This is a genomic window from Lachnospiraceae bacterium JLR.KK002 (genome assembly GCA_036941025.1).
Classification (GTDB): Bacteria; Bacillota; Clostridia; order Lachnospirales; family Lachnospiraceae; genus Petralouisia.
On record JAYMNP010000001.1, the window covers coordinates 641821 to 665294 of the forward strand.

The 23474-nt window shown below is 43.1% G+C and carries 27 protein-coding genes and 1 pseudogene; 22 read left to right on the forward strand and 6 right to left on the reverse strand.

Annotated features, from left to right (window positions below; genetic code table 11):
* Nucleotides 1-4 precede the first annotated feature (4 nt).
* Entirely contained in the window at nt 5-1159 is a 1155-nt protein-coding gene (locus VSQ32_03115; GenBank protein MEH2941869.1) for an NADP-dependent malic enzyme, read from the reverse strand.
* A 220-nt stretch (nt 1160-1379) separates the two neighbouring features.
* On the opposite strand from VSQ32_03115, the gene rho reads away from it, so the two are divergent.
* The 6 genes from rho (at nt 1380) to VSQ32_03145 (ending at nt 6955) form a co-directional block, all read left to right on the forward strand.
* Nucleotides 1380-3065 carry a transcription termination factor Rho gene (rho, locus tag VSQ32_03120; GenBank protein ID MEH2941870.1) on the forward strand — a complete coding sequence of 562 codons (1686 nt, stop codon included), beginning with the start codon at nt 1380-1382 and terminating at the stop codon, nt 3063-3065.
* A gap of 125 nt (nt 3066-3190) precedes the next feature.
* The gene (gene rpmE, locus VSQ32_03125) at nt 3191-3397 is read left to right on the forward strand and encodes a 50S ribosomal protein L31 (GenBank protein ID MEH2941871.1); all 207 of its coding nucleotides are present in this window, start codon (nt 3191-3193) and stop codon (nt 3395-3397) included.
* Nucleotides 3398-3515: 118 nt separating this feature from the next.
* A complete protein-coding gene (locus VSQ32_03130; GenBank protein ID MEH2941872.1) occupies nt 3516-4439 on the forward strand; it encodes a DUF1385 domain-containing protein in 924 nt (307 codons plus the stop codon).
* Nucleotides 4436-5278 (forward strand): peptide chain release factor N(5)-glutamine methyltransferase, encoded by an 843-nt coding sequence (gene prmC / locus VSQ32_03135; protein ID MEH2941873.1) that lies wholly within the window; start codon nt 4436-4438, stop codon nt 5276-5278. The genes VSQ32_03130 and prmC overlap by 4 nt, the downstream gene beginning before the upstream one ends.
* A 14-nt stretch (nt 5279-5292) precedes the next feature.
* On the forward strand, nt 5293-6369 hold the full coding sequence (prfA, locus tag VSQ32_03140) for a peptide chain release factor 1 (GenBank protein MEH2941874.1): 1077 nt from the start codon (nt 5293-5295) through the stop codon (nt 6367-6369).
* Between the two features lie 286 nt (nt 6370-6655).
* Entirely contained in the window at nt 6656-6955 is a 300-nt protein-coding gene (locus tag VSQ32_03145; GenBank protein ID MEH2941875.1) for a hypothetical protein, read from the forward strand.
* 119 nt (nt 6956-7074) lie between these two features.
* Here the strand turns inward: VSQ32_03145 and VSQ32_03150 are convergent, their stop codons facing one another.
* A complete protein-coding gene (locus VSQ32_03150) occupies nt 7075-7335 on the reverse strand; it encodes a hypothetical protein (protein ID MEH2941876.1) in 261 nt (86 codons plus the stop codon).
* 246 nt (nt 7336-7581) lie between these two features.
* On the opposite strand from VSQ32_03150, the gene VSQ32_03155 reads away from it, so the two are divergent.
* From VSQ32_03155 to VSQ32_03175, 5 genes are all read left to right on the forward strand, one after another.
* Nucleotides 7582-8253 carry a TetR/AcrR family transcriptional regulator gene (locus VSQ32_03155; protein ID MEH2941877.1) on the forward strand — a complete coding sequence of 224 codons (672 nt, stop codon included), beginning with the start codon at nt 7582-7584 and terminating at the stop codon, nt 8251-8253.
* 128 nt (nt 8254-8381) lie between these two features.
* On the forward strand, nt 8382-9080 hold the full coding sequence (locus VSQ32_03160) for an NAD(P)H-dependent oxidoreductase (protein MEH2941878.1): 699 nt from the start codon (nt 8382-8384) through the stop codon (nt 9078-9080).
* 93 nt (nt 9081-9173) lie between these two features.
* Nucleotides 9174-9395 (forward strand): hypothetical protein, encoded by a 222-nt coding sequence (locus VSQ32_03165; protein ID MEH2941879.1) that lies wholly within the window; start codon nt 9174-9176, stop codon nt 9393-9395.
* 24 nt (nt 9396-9419) lie between these two features.
* A complete protein-coding gene (locus VSQ32_03170) occupies nt 9420-10058 on the forward strand; it encodes a hypothetical protein (protein MEH2941880.1) in 639 nt (212 codons plus the stop codon).
* A 3-nt stretch (nt 10059-10061) separates the two neighbouring features.
* A complete protein-coding gene (locus VSQ32_03175; protein ID MEH2941881.1) occupies nt 10062-10334 on the forward strand; it encodes an AAA family ATPase in 273 nt (90 codons plus the stop codon).
* A 125-nt stretch (nt 10335-10459) separates the two neighbouring features.
* Here VSQ32_03175 and VSQ32_03180 read toward each other — a convergent pair whose 3' ends face one another.
* Together VSQ32_03180 and VSQ32_03185 are read right to left on the reverse strand one after the other, a co-directional pair.
* Entirely contained in the window at nt 10460-10972 is a 513-nt protein-coding gene (locus VSQ32_03180) for a hypothetical protein (protein MEH2941882.1), read from the reverse strand.
* 84 nt (nt 10973-11056) lie between these two features.
* Nucleotides 11057-12154 (reverse strand): glycerol dehydrogenase, encoded by a 1098-nt coding sequence (locus VSQ32_03185; protein MEH2941883.1) that lies wholly within the window; start codon nt 12152-12154, stop codon nt 11057-11059.
* 187 nt (nt 12155-12341) lie between these two features.
* Between VSQ32_03185 and VSQ32_03190 the strand changes: the two genes are divergently transcribed.
* The 4 genes from VSQ32_03190 to VSQ32_03205 all read left to right on the forward strand — a co-directional run bounded on the left by VSQ32_03190 (nt 12342) and on the right by VSQ32_03205 (nt 15238).
* Nucleotides 12342-13658 carry a DUF3440 domain-containing protein gene (locus VSQ32_03190; GenBank protein ID MEH2941884.1) on the forward strand — a complete coding sequence of 439 codons (1317 nt, stop codon included), beginning with the start codon at nt 12342-12344 and terminating at the stop codon, nt 13656-13658.
* Nucleotides 13659-13691: 33 nt separating this feature from the next.
* Nucleotides 13692-14243, forward strand: a complete 552-nt coding sequence (locus VSQ32_03195) for a ParB/RepB/Spo0J family partition protein (protein ID MEH2941885.1) — start codon at nt 13692-13694, stop codon at nt 14241-14243.
* An 80-nt stretch (nt 14244-14323) separates the two neighbouring features.
* On the forward strand, nt 14324-14488 hold the full coding sequence (locus tag VSQ32_03200; protein ID MEH2941886.1) for a hypothetical protein: 165 nt from the start codon (nt 14324-14326) through the stop codon (nt 14486-14488).
* Between the two features lie 375 nt (nt 14489-14863).
* Nucleotides 14864-15238, forward strand: a complete 375-nt coding sequence (locus VSQ32_03205; protein ID MEH2941887.1) for a TnpV protein — start codon at nt 14864-14866, stop codon at nt 15236-15238.
* A 218-nt stretch (nt 15239-15456) separates the two neighbouring features.
* On the opposite strand, the gene VSQ32_03210 is transcribed toward VSQ32_03205, so the two are convergent.
* A complete protein-coding gene (locus VSQ32_03210; protein MEH2941888.1) occupies nt 15457-16020 on the reverse strand; it encodes a DUF4368 domain-containing protein in 564 nt (187 codons plus the stop codon).
* 24 nt (nt 16021-16044) lie between these two features.
* On the opposite strand from VSQ32_03210, the pseudogene VSQ32_03215 reads away from it, so the two are divergent.
* The 5 genes and pseudogenes from VSQ32_03215 (at nt 16045) to VSQ32_03235 (ending at nt 21087) form a co-directional block, all read left to right on the forward strand.
* Nucleotides 16045-16362: pseudogene (locus VSQ32_03215) on the forward strand (CHAP domain-containing protein).
* 239 nt (nt 16363-16601) lie between these two features.
* Nucleotides 16602-16961, forward strand: coding sequence for a BlaI/MecI/CopY family transcriptional regulator (locus tag VSQ32_03220; GenBank protein ID MEH2941889.1), 360 nt, complete (start codon nt 16602-16604; stop codon nt 16959-16961).
* 10 nt (nt 16962-16971) lie between these two features.
* Nucleotides 16972-18579: a M56 family metallopeptidase gene (locus VSQ32_03225; GenBank protein ID MEH2941890.1), complete on the forward strand. Its 1608-nt coding sequence runs from the start codon at nt 16972-16974 to the stop codon at nt 18577-18579.
* Nucleotides 18580-18639: 60 nt separating this feature from the next.
* The gene (locus tag VSQ32_03230; GenBank protein MEH2941891.1) at nt 18640-19329 is read left to right on the forward strand and encodes a hypothetical protein; all 690 of its coding nucleotides are present in this window, start codon (nt 18640-18642) and stop codon (nt 19327-19329) included.
* A gap of 555 nt (nt 19330-19884) precedes the next feature.
* Entirely contained in the window at nt 19885-21087 is a 1203-nt protein-coding gene (locus VSQ32_03235; protein MEH2941892.1) for an IS110 family transposase, read from the forward strand.
* A 93-nt stretch (nt 21088-21180) separates the two neighbouring features.
* Here VSQ32_03235 and VSQ32_03240 read toward each other — a convergent pair whose 3' ends face one another.
* Complete coding sequence (locus VSQ32_03240; protein ID MEH2941893.1) at nt 21181-21312, reverse strand: hypothetical protein; 132 nt, start codon at nt 21310-21312, stop codon at nt 21181-21183.
* A gap of 46 nt (nt 21313-21358) precedes the next feature.
* Here VSQ32_03240 and VSQ32_03245 point away from each other — a divergent pair, with 46 nt between their 5' ends.
* Together VSQ32_03245 and VSQ32_03250 are read left to right on the forward strand one after the other, a co-directional pair.
* Complete coding sequence (locus tag VSQ32_03245; GenBank protein MEH2941894.1) at nt 21359-22090, forward strand: DUF4368 domain-containing protein; 732 nt, start codon at nt 21359-21361, stop codon at nt 22088-22090.
* Between the two features lie 169 nt (nt 22091-22259).
* Nucleotides 22260-23459 carry an MATE family efflux transporter gene (locus VSQ32_03250; GenBank protein MEH2941895.1) on the forward strand — a complete coding sequence of 400 codons (1200 nt, stop codon included), beginning with the start codon at nt 22260-22262 and terminating at the stop codon, nt 23457-23459.
* The last annotated feature ends 15 nt before the right edge of the window (nt 23460-23474 follow it).

Here is a 23474-nt window from a genome sequence, read left to right on the forward strand (position 1 = left end):
GGTGTTACCTGGAAATATGAGATTTCACTGCCTGGCTGACTGCCTGAGCAACCCGCGGGTCAAAGGCTTCCGGCATAATGAAATCTTCACTGAGCTGGTCTTCTGGCACAAGGTCTGCAATGGCAATGGCAGCGGCCAGTTTCATTTCTTCGGTAATCTGAGAAGCCCGGCCTTCCAGCGCTCCCTTGAAAATGCCCGGAAACGCCACCACATTGTTCACCTGATTGGGAAAATCGCTGCGGCCAGTGCCCACGACTTTTGCTCCGGCAGCTTTGGCCAGATCAGGCATGATTTCCGGTACCGGGTTGGCCATGGCAAATATAATAGCGTCATGGTTCATGGAAGCAACCATTTCCTGTGTAACGATACCGGGAGCAGAAACCCCGACAAAAATGTCCGCTCCCGTCAGGGCGTCTGCCAGTGTGCCGGTTTTTCCTTCCAGATTGGTGAGTTCTGTCATCTTCTGCTGCATCCAGTTTAAATCCGGATAATCTGTGTGGATGATTCCGTGGCGGTCGCACATGGTCAGATGTTTGAATCCATACGTCAGCAGCAGTCTGGAAATGGCGATTCCTGCGGAGCCTGCGCCGTTTACCACCACCCGGCAATGTTCTTTTTTCTTTCCTGTCACTTTCAGGGCGTTGATAATGCCTGCAAGAACTACAATAGCTGTCCCGTGCTGATCGTCATGAAATACAGGGATGGACAATGTCTCTTTCAGACGTTCCTCTATTTCAAAACAGCGGGGAGCAGAGATATCTTCCAGATTAATGCCGCCAAAACCGGGAGCCAGGTGAGTGACGGTTTTGATGATTTCTTCCGTATCCTGGGTATCCAGGCAGATGGGAACCGCATTGATACCGCCGAATTCCTTAAACAGGACGCATTTTCCCTCCATAACCGGCATGGCGGCATAAGGGCCGATATTTCCAAGTCCGAGGACAGCGCTTCCGTCTGAAATAACAGCTACGGTATTGGCTTTCATAGTGTAGATATAAGCATCTTCCGGATGTTTTGCAATCAGTTTGCATGGCTCCGCCACCCCTGGGGTATAGGCAATAGCCAGATCTTCTCTGTTTTTTACCGGAGATTTGGAAATGGTTTCGATTTTGCCGTTCCATTCTTTATGTAAAAAAACTGCTTTTTCACTGGTTGTCATAATGAACCGCTCCTTTTCTTTCTTTAAATTCCCATTTTGTTCAGTCCTTTTAGCATAGCATGAAAAAAAATACAAATCAAGAAAAAAGGACTTCCTATTTGGAAAAAGATAGTGTATAATGTAGCTTATTGAAATTTGCTTTGCAAGTTCTGCTGCGGAGTAAAATCATTGTCTGGTCTGACAGAGATTCCCAAATAATGGCAGTCAAAAGGAGAAAGAAATGAGAGAAAAGTATGAGAGTTTATCAGTAACGGTATTGCGGGAGGTGGCGAAAGCAAGAGGTCTGAGACATCTTTCCGGATTGAAGAAGAAAGAATTGGTGGAGCTAATGCTCAGAGAGGATGAGAAGGCTGCCAGTGAAAATCAGGAGAATGATACGGAAGAAAAACAGATACAGGCAACAGAGGACGGGAAAGAAAAACAGACGCAGACAGCAGAGGACGGGAAAGAAAAACAGATACAGATAGCAGAGGACGGGAAAGAAAAACAGACGCAGACAGCAGAGGACGGGAAAGAAAAACAGACGCAGATAGCAGAGGACGGAAGAGAAAAACAGATACAGGCAACAGAGGACGGAAGAGAGAAGCAGGCAAAGGCATCCGGGGACAGAAAAGAAAAGCGAAAAGAGGACAAAAAGGTTCAGCCATCCGAAGAACGGAGAATGCAGGTGCCGGAAGAACGGAGACAGCCGTCCGAAGAACGGAGAATGCAGCCCCCGGAGCGCAGACCTTCCAGAATTATTACTGTTGACGGAATTGAAATAGACAATCCGGAGCTGGACAGCGGGGTCAGCGCCCATGGAATCCTGGAGGTTATGCCGGATGGATATGGATTTATCCGCTGTGAGAATTATCTGCCAGGAGACCATGACGTATACGTTTCCCCGTCTCAGATTCGTAAATTCGGGCTGAAAACGGGAGATATCATCCATGGCAATACCAGAGTAAAGACTCAGCAGGAGAAGTTCAGCGCCCTTTTATATATTAAAAGCATCAATGGAAACCATCCTTCGGAAATCCTGAAGCGTCCGAATTTTGAAGATTTAACGCCCATTTTTCCCAATGAGAGAATCCGGCTGGAAACAGACAGAAGCGCTGTGGCCATGCGGATTATGGATGTGGTTTCTCCCATTGGCAAGGGCCAGCGAGGCATGATTGTGTCACCTCCCAAGGCCGGAAAGACCACCCTGTTAAAACAGGTGGCAAAGGCTGTGACCCGAAACAATCCGAATATGCATCTGATTATTCTGCTGATTGATGAACGTCCGGAGGAAGTGACAGATATCAAGGAGGCTATTGAGGGGAAAAATGTGGAGGTCATCTATTCCACCTTCGATGAACTTCCGGAACACCACAAACGGGTATCGGAAATGGTAATTGAGCGGGCAAGGCGCCTGGTGGAGCATAAAAAAGACGTGATGATTCTGCTGGACAGCATTACCCGTCTGGCCAGGGCATACAATCTGATTGTTCCGCCCAGTGGAAGAACTCTGTCCGGCGGTATTGACCCGGCGGCTTTACATATGCCCAAGCGTTTCTTCGGAGCAGCCCGCAACATGCGGGAAGGCGGAAGCATTACGATTCTGGCAACAGCCCTGGTGGATACGGGAAGCCGGATGGATGATGTGATTTACGAGGAATTTAAAGGAACCGGTAATATGGAACTGATTCTGGACCGGAAACTTTCAGAGCGGAGGATTTTCCCGGCGGTGGATATTACCAAATCCGGTACCCGGAGAGAGGATCTGCTGCTGAACCGGGAAGAACAGGAAGCGGTGGAAATTATGCGCCGGGCAATCAACGGCATGAAGGCGGATGAAGCGGTGGAAAGTATCCTGAATCTCTTTGTACGTACCAGTAATAACCGGGAATTCTGCCAGATGATAAAGAAAACAAAACTTTTGTAAATTTCTCAAAAGAACTTGCATATATGGAAAAATTATGATACAATAACAAAGCTGTTGTGTAAGCAGTATTAAATGTGAAGAATCCATGAATCAGATTTAAAATACAGTGTGAAGAGGTGAAAATCATGAGAGAAGGAATCCATCCAGAGTATTATCAGGCAACGGTGACATGTAACTGCGGGAATACATTTGTTACAGGTTCCACCAAAAAGGATATTCATGTGGAAATTTGTTCCAAATGCCATCCATTCTATACCGGACAGCAGAAAGCGGCTCAGGCTCGTGGACGTATTGATAAGTTCAATAAGAAATATGGCATAAATAATCAGTAAAATCACTGACGGGAACCGTGAGCAGTTATGTACAGGCGGTAAAGGGAGGATGTCTTTCTATGGGACATCCTTCTTCTGTTTTTATACACAGGCCCGCACAGGGAAAGGGGTGAATATATTGGCTTATTCCGGAATTGGCGGGCAGGCTGTTATGGAAGGCGTAATGATGAAAAACAAAGAATATTACGCAGTGGCAGTCCGCAAGCCGGATCATGACATTATTGTTGAAAAAAGAGAATACGGTGGAATCTGCAAAAATGCTGTAATTCGGAATCTGGTTTTTGTAAGAGGGATTATCAACTTTCTGGAATCCATGATACTTGGCATGTCCTGTCTTACGTTTTCTGCTTCTTTTTTTGAAGAGGAGACGGAAGAAAAGGGAGCAGAAGAAAAGGAAAAGGACAGCAAAAAGGAGCGGCTTGAGATGGGAATGACCATCGGCCTGTCCATTGTGCTGGCTCTGGCAATTTTTATGGTGCTTCCCTTTTATCTTTCCCTGCTGTTCCATAAATTTATTTCTTCCGAAACTCTGGTGATACTGATTGAGGGCGTCATGCGGCTTATGATTTTCCTGGGCTACATTCTGCTGATTTCCAGGATGGAGGACATAAAACGCGTGTTCATGTATCACGGTGCGGAACATAAATGTATTAACTGTATCGAACATGGTATGGAGCTGACTGTGGAAAATGTCAGGAAAAGTTCCAGGGAGCATAAACGCTGCGGAACCAGCTTTCTGTTTTTTGTTGTGATTATTACAATTTTTGCCACCATGTTTATCCGGGTGGATTCCAGAGTGCTCCGTCTGGTGCTGAGACTTGCCATAGTGCCTCTGATTGCAGGAATTTCCTATGAAATTATCCGACTTGCAGGAAGAAGCGAGAATCCTCTGATTAATGCTCTGAGTAAACCGGGACTGTGGATGCAGAAGCTGACCACGAAGGAGCCGGACGACGAAATGATAGAGGTGGGAATTGCATCCGTGGAGGCGGTATTTGACTGGAAAGAATATCTGGAATCCATAAAAGGAGAAGCGTCATGACACTGAGAGAAGCACTGCGTTATGGCAGAGAACTGCTGAAAAAGGCAGAGGTTTCGGATTATAAGCTGGATGCCTGGTATCTGATGGAATACGTCTGTAAGATGGATAAGAGCGAATATTATCTCCGTGCACCGGAGGAAATGCCGGACGAAGATTTCCAGGAATATGAGCTTTTACTGAAAAAGCGGGGAGAGCATGTACCCTTGCAGTATATTACCGGGGTGCAGGAATTTATGGGACTGGAATTTAAGGTGAATTCCCATGTGCTGATACCCCGGCAGGATACGGAGACTCTGGTAGAGGAAGCCCTGAAAATTCTGGAGTCAGGCATGGAAGTGCTGGATTTGTGCACCGGTTCCGGGTGTATTATCATCAGCCTTCTGAAACATGCGGGAAAGAAAATCAGAGGAACTGCCAGTGACATTTCCAAACAGGCCCTTCTGGTTGCAAAGGAAAATGCCAGAAATCATCAGGTGGAGGTGGAGCTGGTGCGCAGTGATTTGTTCCGGAAAATTACAGGAACCTTTGATATGATTATTTCCAATCCTCCTTATATTCCAACGGGAGTGATTGCGGAACTGATGCCGGAAGTCCGGGATTTTGAGCCTGCGGAGGCATTGGACGGTGAAGAAGACGGTCTTGCCTTTTACCGGAAAATTGTACGGGAAGGAAAGGGATTTTTAAAATCCAACGGGTATCTGTACTTTGAAGTGGGGTATGACCAGGGAGGACGGGTGGCCCTTCTGATGGAGGAAAATGGATTTCGGAATGTAAAGGTAATCCAGGACCTTACAGGAAATGACCGGGTGGTCTGCGGTAACCTGCCGGCAGTAAAATAGAAAGGAAGAGTAAAATGTTTGATAAATTAGAAGATATTCTTCTTCGCTTTGAAGAAATTATGAATCAGCTGAGTGAGCCGGATGTGGCCAATGATACCGGTCGTTTTCGTAAACTGATGAAAGAACAGAGTGATTTAACTCCCATTGTGGAAACATATAAAGAATATAAGCAGGCAAAACAGAACGTGGAAGATTCTCTTGCCATGTTAGAGGATGAAAGCGACGAGGAATTGCGGGAACTGGCCAGAGAAGAACTGAATGATTCCAAAAAGAAAATAGAAGAACTGGAAAAGAAACTGAAAATCCTGCTTCTGCCCAAAGACCCCAACGATGATAAAAATGTAATTGTGGAAATCCGCGCAGGAGCAGGCGGGGATGAAGCTGCGCTTTTTGCAGCGGAAATTTACCGCATGTATGTACATTATGCGGAAGGCAGACGCTGGAAGGTAGAGACAGTGGAATGTGAGGAAATCGGTATTGGCGGCATGAAAAATGTAACTTTTATGATTACCGGACAGGGAGCCTATTCCGTAATGAAATATGAATCCGGTGTACACCGGGTACAGAGAGTTCCGGAAACGGAATCTGGCGGGCGTATTCACACATCCACCATTACTGTGGCGGTTATGCCGGAAGCAGAAGAAGTGGATGTGGTCATTGATGAAAAGGATATAAGGATTGATGTTATGCGTGCGTCGGGAAATGGCGGACAGTGTGTCAATACCACGGATTCGGCAGTTCGCCTGACCCATTTTCCCACCGGAATCGTAATATACAGCCAGACGGAAAAATCTCAGCTCCAGAATAAGGATAAGGCTTTTGCGCTGCTCCGCGCAAAACTTTACGATATGGAGTGCCAGAAACAGCATGACGCTGAGGCGGAAGCCAGAAGAAGCCAGATTGGAACAGGAGACCGTTCTGAAAAAATCAGAACTTATAACTTTCCCCAGGGACGTGTGACAGATCACCGAATCAATCTGACATTGTATAAACTGGATAAGGTCATGAACGGCGATATTCAGGAAATTGTGGATGCATGTATTGCAGCCGACCAGGCGGCGAAGCTGGCGAACATGGGGGAGAGTGCCTGAGAATTGTGTTTTGAGTGGGGATTTGGAAATTTAGAATGGGTGAGAATTGAATAAAAACAGAAAAAGACGGTCATGGACAGCTTCATCGACAGTCTTTTTTTGTTTTCCGGGCTTTATAGATGCACGGTATATCTCTGTTTGGGCAATATGGATGTTTGTATAGTTCCTGCAGGAAAAAGTGATGGGCTTTTTTATGTTGTGGGGACATTGGGCGGTGTGATATACTTGTGATAATAAAAAGCGTTACAGGAATATTTGAATGTAAAAAATACAGGGAGGTTTTTGTATGTCTGAAAGATTAACATGGGAAGAAATTCAGGAAAGATACCCGGACCAGTGGGTAGGATTAGCAGAGGTAGAATATGAACCGGATAATGATGCAACGATAAAGACTGCAATTGTGAAATATACGGATAAGTCGAAAAATGAGCTGACGCGGATGCAGATTCAGACAAATGGTAACTTGCCGGGGAGCTATACAACGCCGGATCATGTTTTCCAGATGGGGCAGTGGGGTATTTCGGATGAGGCAATTTACATTGAATATGAATATAAAATACCAGACCGTATACCTGAATTTCCCTGATGCACATATCTTTGCCTGCTAATGTAAGGAGTCTCCGAATAGAAGATTTTTGTTTGTCTCAATATAAGTTCAGTGGCGGTGTCATCAGGTTCCGTGCAGGAGCTTATCAGATAGAATCCCTATAACACAACAACTATTATAATAATTATTATAAGTAACGTAAACATGAGTGATGCCAGTAATAAGCAGGGTTTATGTGCGAGAGGTTCTGTTTGTCTGGAATTTGGCATGATACCTTTTTCGTAGTCCGTTAATATTTTCCTGGCTTCTTTTAAAGTCACACCTGTTGCTGCACGTAATTGGCGTGCGGCTTCTGCGCTGCGGGCATCATGATGTTGTAAAAGTTCATTTAAATCGTATTCTACATTATTTATTTTCATTGCAATGCTTCCTCAAATATTTTAAATGATTTATTTCGTATTCAGGTCTCCCCTCTGGCCTTCAGGTCTCCTCCCCAATGCAAATCTCAATATTTATTATACCACAGAGCCGGGAAACTGTAAAATAATTTAATATCAGAAACCGCAGAAAAACAGCGTTAGTAAGAATTTTCTGATAAATTCATTGACAGAAAGAAATATTGCCCATATAATTAAACCATAAGTTTAATTATATGGGGAGAACATATGGGACGAAGAAAGAAAGAGCCGAGAAGTGTGCACAGGGAGCACATAGCCTCTGCGGCATCCGTTTTGTTTATGGAAAGAGGGATTACCGCAACTTCCATGGATGATATAGCGAAAGCCGCCGGATACAGCAAAGCAACAATATATGTGTATTTTAAAAACAAAGAGGAGATAGTTGGTATTTTAGTATTGAACAGCATGAAAAAACTTTATGACTGTATATCTTCTGCATTGGTACAGCAGCAAACCACAAAAGCGAGATATGATGGTATCTGTCATGGTCTGGTACAGTATCAGGAAGAATTTCCATTTTATTTCAGAATGGTGCTGGATAAAATCAACATTGATTTCGATGATGAGGCCTGCCTGCCGGAAGAAAAGGATACTTATCAAATCGGAGAAGAAATAAATGAAAAAATAAAGGAATTTTTAGTATGCGGTATGGAAAAAGGAGATTTGCGCTGTGATTTGGAAATTATGCCTGTTATATTTAACTTTTGGGGTATGCTTGCCGGAATTATTCAGCTTGCCGCAAATAAAGAAGACTATCTGAAAAAGTCAATGGGTTTAACGAAAACACAGTTTTTGGACTATGGTTTTTCCATGCTGTATGATTCGATTACAGCCAGGAAACCGTCCGGGCGGGCAGTTAAAAGACTGGGAGGCGCCTGAAATACGGACATTGATATTCCGGAGAAATGTTGACATTGTATCAGGTGCAGCAAATTCGAGTATTGTCATAAAAAAGAGGTTGAAAATGTCATTCTCAGAAGCGAGGGAACTCGTACAGGAGGAAAAATATGCAGATTACAATTATACACGGCCAGAGCCATAAAGGCTCCACTTACCATATTGCCAGAATGCTGGCCGGGAAACTGGAAGGAAATGTTACGGAATTTTTCCTGCCGAAAGATTTTTCATCTTTTTGCGTGGGATGTACCGGTTGTTTTGAAAAATCAGAAACTCTGTGTCCCCATTACGAAATGTTAAAACCCATAACGGAAGCCCTGGACCAGGCAGATGTGATTATTCTGGCAAGTCCCGTTTATGTCTATCATGCTACCGGAGCCATGAAAAATCTGCTGGACCATTACGGGTATCGCTGGATGGTACATCGTCCGGAAGAAAAGATGTTCCGCAAGCAGGCAGTCTGTATTTCCACAGCAGCTGGCGCCGGGATGAGAAGTACCAATAAGGACATGGCTGACAGTATGTTTTTCTGGGGAGTTGCCAGAACCTGGCGGTATGGCGTGGCGGTGATGGAGGTGTCCTGGAAAAATGTCAGACCGGGAATTAAACGGCGCATTGACGCAAAAACCACCATACTGGCAAGGAAAATCAGAAAAAATTACGGACATGTGAAACCTTCCATAAAAACCAGAATCTTTTTTAATATTATGCGGCTGGCACAGAAAAAGGGTTTTAACGAGGCAGATGGGGAATACTGGAAAGCGAAGGGATGGACGGGAAGAAAAAGGCCCTGGGGGAAGGAAGTATAAATTTTGCCTGTTTGACAGGTGTATGAACAGTGTGATAGAGTAAAGTATCATGTGTGGGAATGAAGCAAATAAAAATGTCAGGGAGTGAGATAATTGCATAAGATTCAGATAGAATATATGGGGCCTGTGAAGGAACTGGAAGTGAAGGATTTTAATCTGCTTATCGGGGAACAGGCAACAGGGAAAAGCACTGTGGCAAAGGCGGTATATTTTTTCAGGATTATAAAAACCACGCTGGCAGATTATCTTTGCCAGTTGTATGATACATCCCTTTACAATGGAAAAGATGTCAGCGGCGGATTCCATAAGGTTTAAAAAAAAGAACTGAAGTCAGTTCTGATGTCACTGTTTGGGTATAGCTGGGATTTGGATAAACGTCTGCATTTAAAGTATGAATATACAGATACTATCTGGATTGAGGTAAAATTGAAAAAAGGAGATAAAAAATTTTTTAATGTTATTTATTCTCCAAAACTGAATTATGAGATAGAGAAATTAGAGAAAGAGGCACTGGAATTGTATCAGCAAAAGCAGGAGACTACTGTTATCAGCCTTGCCTATGCCAGCAGAGAGCGGCTGCGGAATTACGATAATTTCAGGAACAGTGTGAATCAGATATTTGATGACTATAAAGAAACCTATTATATACCGGCCGGGCGCAGTATGATTGCATTGCTGGTTAATAACCGTTTCCTGATTGAAAATGAAAATCTGGATTTAATAACCAGACAGTTTATGCAGATCATTGATAATATTCATGGATTATTTTCAGATGGAATTCGAAATGTTCATAAGCGCTATCCGGATGGAGAACGAAAATTTGATGTTGAAAAAACATCGGAAATGATAATTTCTGATTTGAAGGGGGATTATCAGTATTCGGAGGGAAAAGAATATATCGTTGTACCGGGCGGTGAATCTTCGGATGAAAAGATACCAATCAATTTTGCCTCGTCAGGACAGCAGGAAGTGTTATAGCTGTTGAATCAACTGTACATTCTGATGTTAAAAAAAGAAGAAGCATTTGTAATTGTTGAAGAGCCGGAGGCCCATTTATATCCCTCTCTGCAGCATAAGCTGGTTGAATTTATCGCTTATTTTGCAAATATCAATCACAGTTCTGTATTGATTACGACACACAGCCCCTATATCCTGACTTCGGTTTCATTATGTAAAAGTAACAAAATCGGACAGATACAGCAACGGGAGACAAATCATATGTTCACCGGAAGCACCGATATCGATTCCCTTTGACAATCAGGAAGGTAAATAAAGAGAAATCTGTTCCAGATTTTACAGCAAAAGTCCCCGGCTGCTGAAAACACAGAAAAATGTTTCAGCAGCCGGGGACTTTGAAAAATATCCTGGTCATTCCGTGATTATGCAACAGAATGAACCTTTCCATTGGAATGAATGGTCTTATGATACTTGCAGTATTTCTTACAGCTCTTAATGTTCTTGTGAGTGGTTTTGTGATAAGGGCAGTAATGACTGCAGCTTTTCAGGTTCTTATGAACCGTTTTGTGGTAAGAACAGTAATGATTGCAGCTCCTGAGGTTCTTATGAACCGTTTTGTGATAAGAGCAGTAATGGTTACAGTTCTTGAGATTATTGTGTACTGTCTTGTGGTAAGAGCAGTAATGATTGCAGTTCTTAAGGTTGCTGTGGATTTCATGATGGTAGGGGCAGTAATTCTGGCAGCTTTCCTCACTGTCATGATGCGTATGATGGTAAGGGCAGTTAAATCCGGAATTCGTTCCGCTGTCATTGTAATTGTGGTGCCCGCCGCCATGATGCCCGTGAGCCATTACAGGTGCAGAAAAACTGCCTGCCAGAACAACAGTTGCCATTACAGCGGCCAGGGCTTTTTTGCAGTTCTTAAAAAAATTCATTCCCAATTCCTCCCAATTCCAGTCTTTTACTTATAATACGACGCAGCAACCGAAATCCTTGCAAAAATTTCGCAAAATAAAAAATTATTTTCCAAGGTAGTAATGTCCATATGCGTCAGCAGCTTTGATAGCAGCGCAAACGGTTTCCGGAGTAACTTCAAAAGGCATGTTATGTAAGGTGTCAGTTTCCGCACATGCGGCAGCGGCTACTGCCATAATCTTTTCGTCTGTCACTTCTTCCACGCCTAATTCCTTCAGGGTAACCGGAAGTCCCAGGTCGATACACCAGGTAATGATATCTTCCAGCTCATCGGCAGGAATGTTTTCCAGTACAAGCTGGGTGATGGTTCCGAACGCTACTTTTTCACCATGATACATGTGATGGCATTCTTCCAGTACGGTCAGTCCGTTGTGAATGGCGTGCGCTCCTGCCAGACCGCCGCTCTCAAAACCAATACCGCTTAAGAGAGTGTTTGCTTCGATGACTTTTTCCACTGCGGGAGTACATGCGCCTGCTTCCAGGGCCAGTTTTGCTTTCATGCCTTCCTCCATCAGTGTGTTAAAACACAGTTCTGCCAGAGTCATTGCAGCAGAAGTTGCCAGGCCGCCTGCACAGGTAGCTGCTCCGCTGTTTTTGCAGGCTCTTGCTTCGAAATAAGTAGCCAGCGCGTCTCCCATACCGGATACCGTCAGACGAACCGGAGATTTTGTAACGATTTCCGTATCCATCAGGACCAGATTTGGATTGGCCGGGAGGAACAGGTATTCTTCAAACACCCCTTCGTCCGTATAAATGACAGACAACGCACTGCAGGGAGCGTCGGTGGAGGCAATGGTGGGGCAGATCAGAACCGGAAGAGATTTATGGTATGCCACAGCCTTGGCAGTATCCAGAATCTTACCGCCGCCGATACCGATAATCATTTCGCACTGATTGTCTTCCGCAACTTTAATTAATCGATTGATTTCTGTTTTGCTGCATTCCCCGTTAAAATAGTCGAAGACAGTACTGACTTCCTTTCCTGCGAAGCTGCCTTCCACAATATCCCCAATTCTCTTAAAGCCTGATGCTGTAATCAGAATCAGAGCTTTTTTGCCGTATTTTTCAGCGTATTCCCCCAGTTTTTTCATTTCCCCTGCGCCCTGCACATATTTGTTCGGGCTGATTAAAATGTTTGCCATGTAAAAATACCTCCTTTGGTTGTGTCTGATGGTTGTTTGCTGCATGTATTCATTGTATGCCCTGTTCCGGTGTCTGTCAACGGAGAAAGGGAAAAAGGTTGCAAAAAAAATCCACTTGAAGTATGATATGGAAGAAAAATGGAAAAAAATGCAAATTACATAAAGAATACAGAGGATAAAACGGATGATGATTCGGGAATACCAGAAAGAAGATGTGTACGAGGCACTGCAGCAGAGATTTCATTTTCTGTTTCAGGAATTTGACAATATTTATGTTTCCTTCAGCGGAGGAAAAGACAGCGGGGTGCTTTTGAATCTGTTTTTGGATTTTAAACGCCAGTATTATCCGGCCCGGACCGTAGGGCTGTTTCATCAGGATTTTGAGGCCCAGTATACGGTAACCACAGAGTATGTGGAACGGACGTTCCATCGGCTGGAGGATGAACTGGACCTTTACTGGGTCTGCCTTCCCATGGCAACAAGGACAGCTCTCAGCAGCTATGAAATGTACTGGTATCCCTGGGATGACACCAAAAAGGATATCTGGGTGCGGCCCATGCCTCAGTATCCCTATGTAATCAATATGGAGCGTCCCTTTACCCATTACCGTTACCGGATGCCACAGGAAAATCTGGCAAAACAGTTCGGAAGATTTTATAAGGAGCAGCATGGCAGGAAGAAAACCGTCTGCCTGCTGGGCATACGGGCGGAAGAATCCCTGCAGCGGTACAGCGGTTTTCTGAACCGGAAATACGGATACAAAGGAGAATGCTGGATTTCCAAACAGTTTAAGGACGTCTGGTGTGCGTCGCCTCTTTATGACTGGACCAACAATGACGTGTGGGCGGCTAATTTCAAATTCGGATATGATTATAACAAACTGTATGACCTGTATTATATGGCCGGCTTAAAGCCCAGCCAGATGCGGGTGGCTTCTCCCTTTAACGATTATGCCAGAGACAGTCTGAATCTGTACCGGGTCATTGATCCGGAAATCTGGGCCAGACTGGTAGGCCGGGTGCGGGGCGCCAATTTCGGCGCGGTGTATGCCAGAACCAAAGCTCTGGGCTACCGGAATATTACCCTTCCGGAGGGGCATACCTGGGAATCCTACACGAAATTTCTGCTGGACACCCTTCCGGTGAGAATCCGCAATAATTATGTGAAAAAATTCCGGACTTCCATGCGGTTCTGGCATGAGACCGGCGGCGGCCTGTCGGAAGAAACCATTCAGGAACTGCTGGATCACGGTTATCAGATTCGCAGAAACGGGATTTCCAATTATACGGTGAATAAAAGTTCCAGAATTGTATTTACCGGGAAAATACCCGACGACACAGATGACATTAAAACCACCAAAGACATTCCAAGCTGGAAGCGCATGTGCTACTGTATCCTGAGAAACGACCATATCTGCAGATTTATGGGATTTGGACTGACCAGCAGGGAAAAGGCACAGATTGAAGCCATACGAAGAAAATACGGTGAATTTGCGGAAAAGTAAAAATATGGACAAAAGATACGGAGGATTTTCAGAATGAACAGTGCATACAAAAGTCCGGCATACCGGGTAGTACCGGTGCCCATAGAAAAAATCGTACCCAATTCTTATAACCCCAATGCGGTTGCGCCGCCGGAAATGCGGCTTCTTTACGACAGTATCAAAGAGGACGGTTACACCATGCCCATTGTATGTTATTACTCCAAAAAAGAAGACGTTTATGTGATTGTGGACGGATTTCACCGTTATCGGATTATGAAAGAGCATAAGGATATTTATGAGAGGGAAAACGGTATGCTTCCGGTAACTGTCATTGACAAGTCCATTTCCAACCGGATGGCCAGCACCATAAGGCATAACCGGGCCAGAGGCAGCCATGATGTGGATTTGATGAGTAATATCATCAGAGAACTTCACGAAATCGGCAGGTCGGACGAATGGATTGCAAAGCATATGGGCATGAGCAAAGATGAAATTCTGCGGCTGAAACAGATTACCGGCCTGGCAGCCCTGTTTCGCGATGTGAATTTCGGGAAAGCCTGGAAGCCGGTGGAGCGGGAAGAAGAGGATGTTGATTCTTTTTCATAATATGTCAAAAATTGTCACCATGTCTGTACTTCCAGGAAAAGTGACGTCAGTTAAGACGGAAACGGGTTCAGAAGAAAAGCGTGGCTGCGAAAGATTTAAAATCAGTGCATGATAAAAATGGCAAAGCCACCTCGAAAAAAGAAGTGCTGATATCTGCCGGTAAAATAAAAAAAGGCCAGTTTATGAAAGTCCAAAATCAAAATGGAAGAAAGTGGCAACTACGTCAAAGACAAAGTATGTGTTGAAATATGCTTCTTCTGCTTCGAAAGGAAAGGTTTATTGTAAAGTAACAGCAAATAAAAAGGTAAAGGGCAGGACATATACGAGCACACCGGATGGTTATATCAGCTGGTCCTGGTGATTTGAGAAACAATATGTATGATAATTTCAGATAAAACGTAATATAAGAACAGGCTGATTTTTGCCGCCGGGTAAGAGTTAAGTGCCAGCTTTTCTGTCGTCAGGCCATGGAAGACAGAAAGTGCTGGTACTTTTTTCAGGAGGAAAAACCATGAAACATAACATATGAATGAAACCAGATAAGGAGAAAACTCAAAATTTTGTTTAAGACAGTAGACATAACAACGTGGAGTGAATATCTTATCTGGAGAAAATAGAAAATGGCAAATATATTATTTGAGAAACTGGGCGGCAAATATGAGCGGCAAGGAGATTACTTAATACCATGCTTGACTGTACTCGCCGAAGAAGAACAGCCGATAGGCACATGGGGACAGCGGCATCTGGACTATCTGAAGCAGTATCGCAAGGTTACATACACCAATCTTCTCACAAACGGCAAGCTGAATACATACCTTGCCGACATCGATAGGCAGGCACAGGAACGCTTTGAAAGGCTCATAGAGGGCATGAAACAAGCGCAGGGCATAACGGAACGCCTAAAGGAAGAAAATGCCTTAGAATGGGTACAACACTTAAATAACATAAGGGCATGTGCGAGACAGATTGTGAACGAGGAAATTGTTTTTGCATAAGTACAGAAAGGCGGCAGAAAATTGCCGCCTAAAAATTTTCCGAAAAAGTCTTGCTTGTTACGTTGCGTAATGATTTATAATATGTTTCAGGAGGTAAAGGACTATGGCAAAATACAGGGCAATCCCAAATGGATATATGACAGTTGATTGATACCAGATAAGGATAAAAATAGATATGTATGGGCAGGAGCATAGACTTTCTCCTGCCACGCCTATATTTAGGCGGTTTGACGTTTGGTACGTTTTCCGTATTCACGTTCTATTTCCCGCATTTCTTCATCCGTTGGAATATCAACAATCCCGACATAGGAATAGTAGATGTCAATATCCTGTGTCCGTTTCCCGTCTTTTTTCTCGCATTCATGGACTACGATTTTATCCACAAAGGTATTTAAGATTTCGGGCGTTAGCTCGTCAATACGAGTATATTTTTTGGTGACGGCAATTAGCTTGGAAACATTGGTTGCTTCTGTGTCGGCTTCGCTGACTTCGGATTTCAAGGTTTCGATTTTGTGTTTTAGCTGTTCCTGCTCAGCTTCATAACCATCTGACAGCTTGTAAAAGCGTTCGTCATTCAGCTTTCCGTTGACATTATCTTCATAGATTTTGCGGAACAGGCGGTCAAGTTCTTCCATGCGCTTTTCGTCTTTTTCAATCTGTTTCTGCTTTGCGTATAACTCGTATCGGCGTTCCGCAAGGGTAGTGTCAATCTGCTGTCGGATAAATACCCTTTCAAACTGCTGTAAATAGGACAGGAAATGCTGAAGCTGTTTTAATACCAACTGGTATAGGACATCTTCTCTGACTGCTTCGCATCGTGGTGTGCCGATCAGTGCGGCTATCTGGAAAGCGGCATCATACCGAAATTCTCCCTCTGCTCAGACGGCGTGAACTGGTTTAAGGGCAAAGGGCAATGGCAAGGCAAGAACTATGAGCCGCAGGCAGGCGACCTTATTTTCTTTGATTGGGGGAGCGACGGCTCAATCGACCATGTGGGAATCGTGGAAAAATGCGAGAATGGGACGGTCTACACCGTGGAGGGCAACTCTGGCGATGCCTGCAAACAGCAGAGCTATCCAGTCGGGAGCGGCTCAATATACGGCTACGGAGTGCCAAACTATTAGCAGGGCAGGGCAAAAGGAAACCAGAGGGACTTAATCCTCTGTCTGTTCCTTTGCCTTACATAAGGCAATTACTTTAAAAAAGGTTAGATAAAAAACACCAGAATAGGTTTTTGATTTTTTGAAATATCATAGTTGCTCATAATATAACAAAATGACTATTTGAATAGTTGACACCACATGACTATTGTGATAGTATACTCAAAAAGAACTATTACAATAGTCATTTTAGGAGGTGCAGAATGAGGATGAAGTTATTTGATTCAGAATTAAAAGTGATGGAAGTATTATGGAAAGAGGGAAACATTACAGCAGGACAGATTTCAAAAATACTGAAAGAGGAAATTGGCTGGAATAGGAATACAACTTACACGGTGATAAAAAAATGTATAGAGAAAGGCGCAATCGAAAGAATTGAACCTAAATTTATCTGCAAGGCAATGATTTCCAAAGAAGACGTACAGGCATATGAAACAGCGGAATTGATTGAAAGGGTATTTGACGGTTCTAAGAAAGAATTTTTTGCCGCTTTGTTGTCTGAAAAAACCTTGACACATGATGAATTGCAGCAATTAAAGAATTTGATAAACCAGATGAAATGAGGTGAAAAGTATGTTGCTTAAAATGAGCATCTCAAGCAGTATATTGATTATCTTGATTGTTATTTTGCGCTTTGTTGCTTTAAACAGGCTGCCGAAAAAATTTTTTGTGTTGTTGTGGAATATTGCAATACTAAGATTGCTGATACCCTTTGACTTACCGATACATTATGGACTTGCTTCACCTATGACAAAATTAGCAGATAGCGGCATCAGTCACTATAATACTGCTAACAGTCCGCTTATAACAGAATCATTAAAAGAACCAATTACTGATACAACAGTAGCATTATCTTTAAACAACGTCGCATGGATGACGATTGTTTGGGCAGCAGGTATGGCAATCATGCTTGTGGTTTTCGGGGTTTTATATTGGAAAGAATATCAAAAGATACGGACAGCATTACCTATTTCAAAAAAAAGCGATGATTATTTTAGGTCAGTGACAACGATTCCTAAACGTGTAAAGTTATTGGTATCGGACAGAATCTCAACACCTTTGACGTATGGGGTTTTGTCACCTAAAATTATATTTCCGAAAATTTTTAAGCTTTCGGACAACACGAAAATAAAATATGTCCTTACGCATGAAGTGATACACATAAAACGGTTGGATAATCTTTGGAAAATTATTATCCTTATAGTGGTGAGCGTACACTGGTTCAATCCTTTCGTTTGGATAATGTATCGGCTTCTCAACCGTGATATTGAATTATCATGTGATGAAAAAGTGGTCGCTCTTTTGGGGGAAACAGCAAAAAAGGAATATGTTACAACGCTTGTAGATTTGGCGGAAAAGCAGTATCATTGGTCGTTTATCTCAAATGGATTTGGAAAGAACGCCATACAAGAAAGGATTGTGGCAATCATGAAGTTTAAAAAAGCAACTTGTATAAGCATAGGCTGCACAGTGGTTTTATTAGCAGGCGCGATTACAGTATTTGCACAAAATGATTTTAAAGTGGCAGGTACTGATGCTGGTACAATGTCTAAAGCCCACATTACGGAAGACAAAAAAAATTATTTGGAAAAAACTGAAATCGAAGATGGTGAGTATTTACATCATGGAATTACAGTTATCAATGGAGCTTATTATTACCAAGGCGTGCGCATCCGCATATTCATGGATTTAAGGGAAAACAAATCTTTTGAAACTTTCAGTTTTGATAAGGAAGGAACCGTTGATATACGGTTAATACGGTCAAAAAATAATTCTATTAAAAAAATTGAGTATCTCACAAAAGAAGAAGCAGATGAAATCCTTAGTGATTTTGAAGATAGCGAGTTGGATGGGCAGACGGAAGAACAGCATACGGGTGTGATAACCAGATTAGCAAAAGAAGAACTTCCGAATAAGGTTATAGATGCCATAAATTCTTGTGATGATGAAAAATGGTATGTGATTAATGACAAGGAATATCAATATGTTTATTTTAATGGTTTGACTGCCAATTATGCTTTCCAACCAGAGATTTATGCTGACAGCCATAGCGGGACTTTACAAATATATGATATGGGTACTTCAACTGAAAATTATGTATTGCTTGAAATTGAACGGAATATTTCACTGAAAATTTTATACAACCATTCGCAAGTTGCATATACAGAAATAGCTTTATGATGGAAGCATGGTATTGAAACTGGTATGCCATAAAGAGCGGATAAAGGAGGATAATTTCAAATGAAAAGAAAAACAATTTTTTCAATAGTTACAATATTTATTTTTATATTCATGGTTTCTATGCCAATAGCTGCATCTGCAAAGGGTACGCCATCTAGTAAGCATGTTTCTGAATATGCCCAATTAGGTATTATAAAGAAAGATGATGCGTTCTTTTATAAAAATAAGCGTATCCGTATTTTTTTTGATGAAAGGGCTGACCGTTCTTTTGAATACAGCTTCGTGGATATTGATGGCACAATTGATATACGTCTGTTGAGAAATAAAGCTGGAAATATTAGCAGGCTGATACGGATACCAAAAAAGAAAGCGAATAAAATATTGAAAGATATGCTTGGTTTTGTTCCAAAACATCCCACTGAGAATACGAAACCTCACAAGAAAAAAGAGTATACTGACATTGAGCGTTGCCAGCTTAAAGATGTCCCTGTCGGAATTAAGAAAGCTATTAAAAAAAGATGCTCTAAGAATAAATGGTACATTATCAAATCTCCAAATAGAGATTATGTATATTTTAAAAAAGTGCCAAAAGACTTTGCGTTCCAAATTATCGGCAAAAATTTAGATATACAAGATATAGGGAAAAAGAAAAAAAATGGTTCTGTACTGCTCTCTATCGGCAAGGATTTTAACTTTACTCTCACTTATAATTCCAAGCCAGTAAAAACCATTATTATAAAAGCTAAATAGAAAGAAACGACTCAAGCAAATGTGTCTGCGTGGATATTTGGCGATTATCACGAGAGTTAATACCCCGCTGTTCACAGCGGGGTATTGGTTTATTAATGAAATTCATTTATTTTAGTGCTTGCCAAAATTTATAGATATATTATCTGTTTATGTAATGATATTTTTTACATATTTTGTTCTTTTTATAATCATATGTAAGACAAGCCCACCAAATAAAAAAAACGATGTTCGGGTGGGCTATTTCGTCATACCCTGACCACCCTCCGACTTCGCTTTTTGAAGTTTGGAGGGATTTTAGTACCATATAAGTGTAAGAGATAAGGCATATCAATAGTGCTTTACCTTCTGCACTTATTTTTTTATGATAAGGGAGTAATTGGTCTGGCGAAGCGATTTTTGGATTAACCACATCCGTCATAAAAACCGTCAACCATCCCTTATTATAAGCAGTCGTTTAAGCAGGTTGAAACCCGTAAGGTGCTTTCGTGTAACGAACTAAAATGAGTGGTAATAAGTGTGGATGGGACAATTACAGATTTATTTTGGAGGTTACAGATGATAAGTGTAGGAATTGATGTGTCAAAAGAAAAAAGTACCGTATGTATCTTAAAGCCTTATGGTGAGGTTGTGAGCAGGCCTTTTGAAGTCTGTCATGTGGAGAAAGAACTGTCCGAACTGACTTCCATGCTGCTGCGTCTGAATGATGACATCCGTGTGGTCATGGAAGCTACTGGGATCTACCATCTGCCTGTATTAAGCTATCTGAAAGAAAAAGGGCTGTTTGTGGCAGTGATTAATCCATTTGAGATGAAGGAATACCGCTGTCAGGGGTTAAGACGTGTGAAAACGGATAAGCAGGATGCCATTACAATCTCTAACTATGGGATTGACCATTGGTACAGGCTGAAGGACTATGAGGCAGAAGAAAGCGTCTATGCGGAGCTGAAGCTTTTGGGAAGGCAGTACCGTCACTATATGCGGATGCGTGTGGAGAGCGTGTTGGAACTGACTCATCTTCTGGACTATACGATGCCTGGGATCAAAACGCTGCTGAAAGGCTGGAATGAAACAAATGGGAAAGATAAGCTGGGGGATTTTGCGGAAGAATACTGGCATTATGACAATATCACGAAGAAACCGGAGGAACAGTTTATAGAGAGCTATCTGAAATGGGCAAAAGAGAAGGGATACCATCAGAGCCAGGATAAAGCCGTCAAGATCTATGCACTGGCAAAAGAAGGCATCCCCACAGTACCCTCCGATACCCCATCGACCAAAATGCTGGTACAGGAGGCAGTACGGGTGTTACGAGAAGTCGATAACACTCTGATGACCATTCTAACACAGATGCAGGCATTAGCCAAGAGTCTGCCGGAATATCCGGTTGTCAGGGCAATGGGAGGTGTTGGAAATGTCCTTGCGCCTAAATTGATTGCAGAGATTGGGGATGTGAGAAGATTCCATAGCGGAAAAGCCCTGATAGCCCACGCAGGAATCGACGCGCCGCCCTATCAGTCAGGGCAGTTTATGGGGACAGAGAGGAAAATATCCAAGAGAGGTTCTTCCAGCCTGCGAAAGATTGGATATGAAGTGATGAGATGTCTGAAAACCCATAAAGAGCCAGCAGACGCAGCAGTGTATAGATTTATTTTGAAGAAAGAAAAAGAAGGAAAGTCAAAACGTGCAGCAAAAATAGCGGGATTAAATAAATTCCTTAGGATTTATTATGCACGTGTGATGGAAGTATACCAGAAGTAAAAAGAACTAAAACAGCGGATACGGCAGACCGGATTTTCCACCGGTCTAATTGTCGTAGGAAAAATTCATACGAAAAATATATTTAAAAACCTGCTAAAAAGTCTTGACTTTTGTTAGCAGGTTTGGTACCCCCAGTTCTTTGGCGGCTTTTGCTTGTCCGATTTCCTTTGCGAGTTTCACTGCCTGTACTTTGTATTCATGGTCGTATTGCCTGTTTTCTGCCATTTTTGTTCACTCCTTATTCTCTTGATTATATCTCAAATCCTTGAGAATGGGCTGTCAACTTTTTTTATACCATATCAATTGTGCCGACTGCGGGGCGAAACTCAGCCTAGCCACAGCAAACGGATATACGCATTTCCGCTGTTCTATGTATAAACGGACGAGCAGGGCAAAGGAATGTACGCAGCACTATATCCGAGAGGACGCATTAAAACAGTTGGTTCTGAAACAGCTTCAGCAGTTCCTCTCCTATTTACAGCAGTTTGAGCGTGTGTTTATCCGACGGCAGATTGACGCCACCCTTGCAGAACGCAGATACGAGTTGTCCGCAAAGCAGAAACAGATAGAAAAGGACGAAAAGCGGATAAAGGAGCTTGACCGCCTGTTCCGCAAAATCTACGAGGATAATGTCAACGGAAAGCTGAATGACGAACGCTTTTACAAGCTGTCGGACGGATATGAAGCCGAGCAGGAACAGCTGAAGCAGGAAATCGAAGACTTGACAGCCGAGGTCAGCGAAGCCGACACGGAAGCGACCAATGTCGCCAGGCTGATAGCCGTCACCAGGAAATACACCCGCATTGACGAACTAACGCCCGAAGTCCTAAACGCATTTGTGGATAAAATCGTAGTCCATGAGCGTGAGAAAAAAGACGGGAAACGGACACAGCAAATCGACATCTACTATTCCTATGTCGGGATTGTGGACATCCCCACGGATGCGGAAATGCGGGAAATGGAACGGGAATATACGCAGCGTACCAAACGTCAAACCGCCTAAATACAGGCGTGGCAGGAGAAAATCTATGCTCCTGCCGATACATATCTATTTTTTATCCCTATCTGGTTTAACCCATGTCTGAAAGAATTTATAAAATATTCTGTTCTGAATATGCTGGGGATGACGGCTTTATCCTGTTATATCCTGGCGGATACTTTTTTTGTGGCGGATGGGAGCGGACGGACTGGCAGCTCTGAATCTGGCGATTCCCGTTTACAGTTTTATTCATGGAAGCGGCCTGATGCTGGGTATGGGCGGAGCTACCAGATATACTATTCTGAAAAGCCAGGGCAGAGAGAAAGAAGGAGACCGGGTTTTTACCTGCACCCTGAAGATGGGGGTTCTGCTGTCGGCAGTATTTATGGGAATGGGCCTGTCTGGTTCACAGGTAATTGCCCGCCTGCTGGGTGCGGAAGGAATAGTTTATGAAATGTGCAAAACATACCTGAGAGTTCTGATGCTGTTTTCCCCGGCATTTCTGCTCAATGAAATCCTGATCTGTTTTGTGCGGAATGACGGAGTGCCAGGATTGTCCATGAGGGCTATGGTGGGAGGAAGTTTTTCCAATATTCTGATGGATTATATTCTGATTTTTCCTCTGGATATGGGAATGTTCGGCGCTGTTTTTGCAACCGGAACATCACCCCTTGTCAGTATGGCTCTGATGTCTCCGCATTTTTTACAGAAAAATCATGGATTCCATTTCAGAAAGGGAAAGGCGTCTCTTTCTGAGAGCAGATTTATTCTGGCAGGAGGGGTTCCGTCTCTGGTGACAGAGCTGTCTTCCGGAATTGTGATGATTATTTTCAACAGTATGCTGCTTGGGCTTCAGGGAAATATCGGAGTGGCGGCCTATGGGGTAATTGCCAACCTGTCTCTGGTGGTGATTGCGCTGTATACAGGGATTGCTCAGGGGATTCAGCCTTTGCTGAGCAGATATTATGGCTCAGGGAGAAAAGAGGAGGTTCAGGCTGTATTCCGATATGCGGTAATTACGGTGATTTTATTGTCAGTTCTGATTTACGGGCTGGTATTTGTTCAGGCAGACAGCATTGCAGGAGCCTTTAACAGAGAAGGGAATGTAATGCTGCAGGAGATTGCGGTTTCGGGAATGAAATACTATTTTACCGGCGGTTTATTCGCAGGAATCAATATTGTGCTGGCCATGTATTTCACTTCCAGGGACTGTCCGGGGCCGGCAGGCGCGATTTCCATTCTCCGGGGATTTGTTGTAATTATCCCCCTGATTTTTTTGCTGTCTGCCCTGTGGCAGATGACCGGGCTGTGGCTTACCTTTCCCATTACGGAACTGCTGGTAGCAGTCCCTGGAATTCTGTGGTATCTGAAAGAAAGAAAATCTTCTGCCTGAAAGGCAGAAGATAAG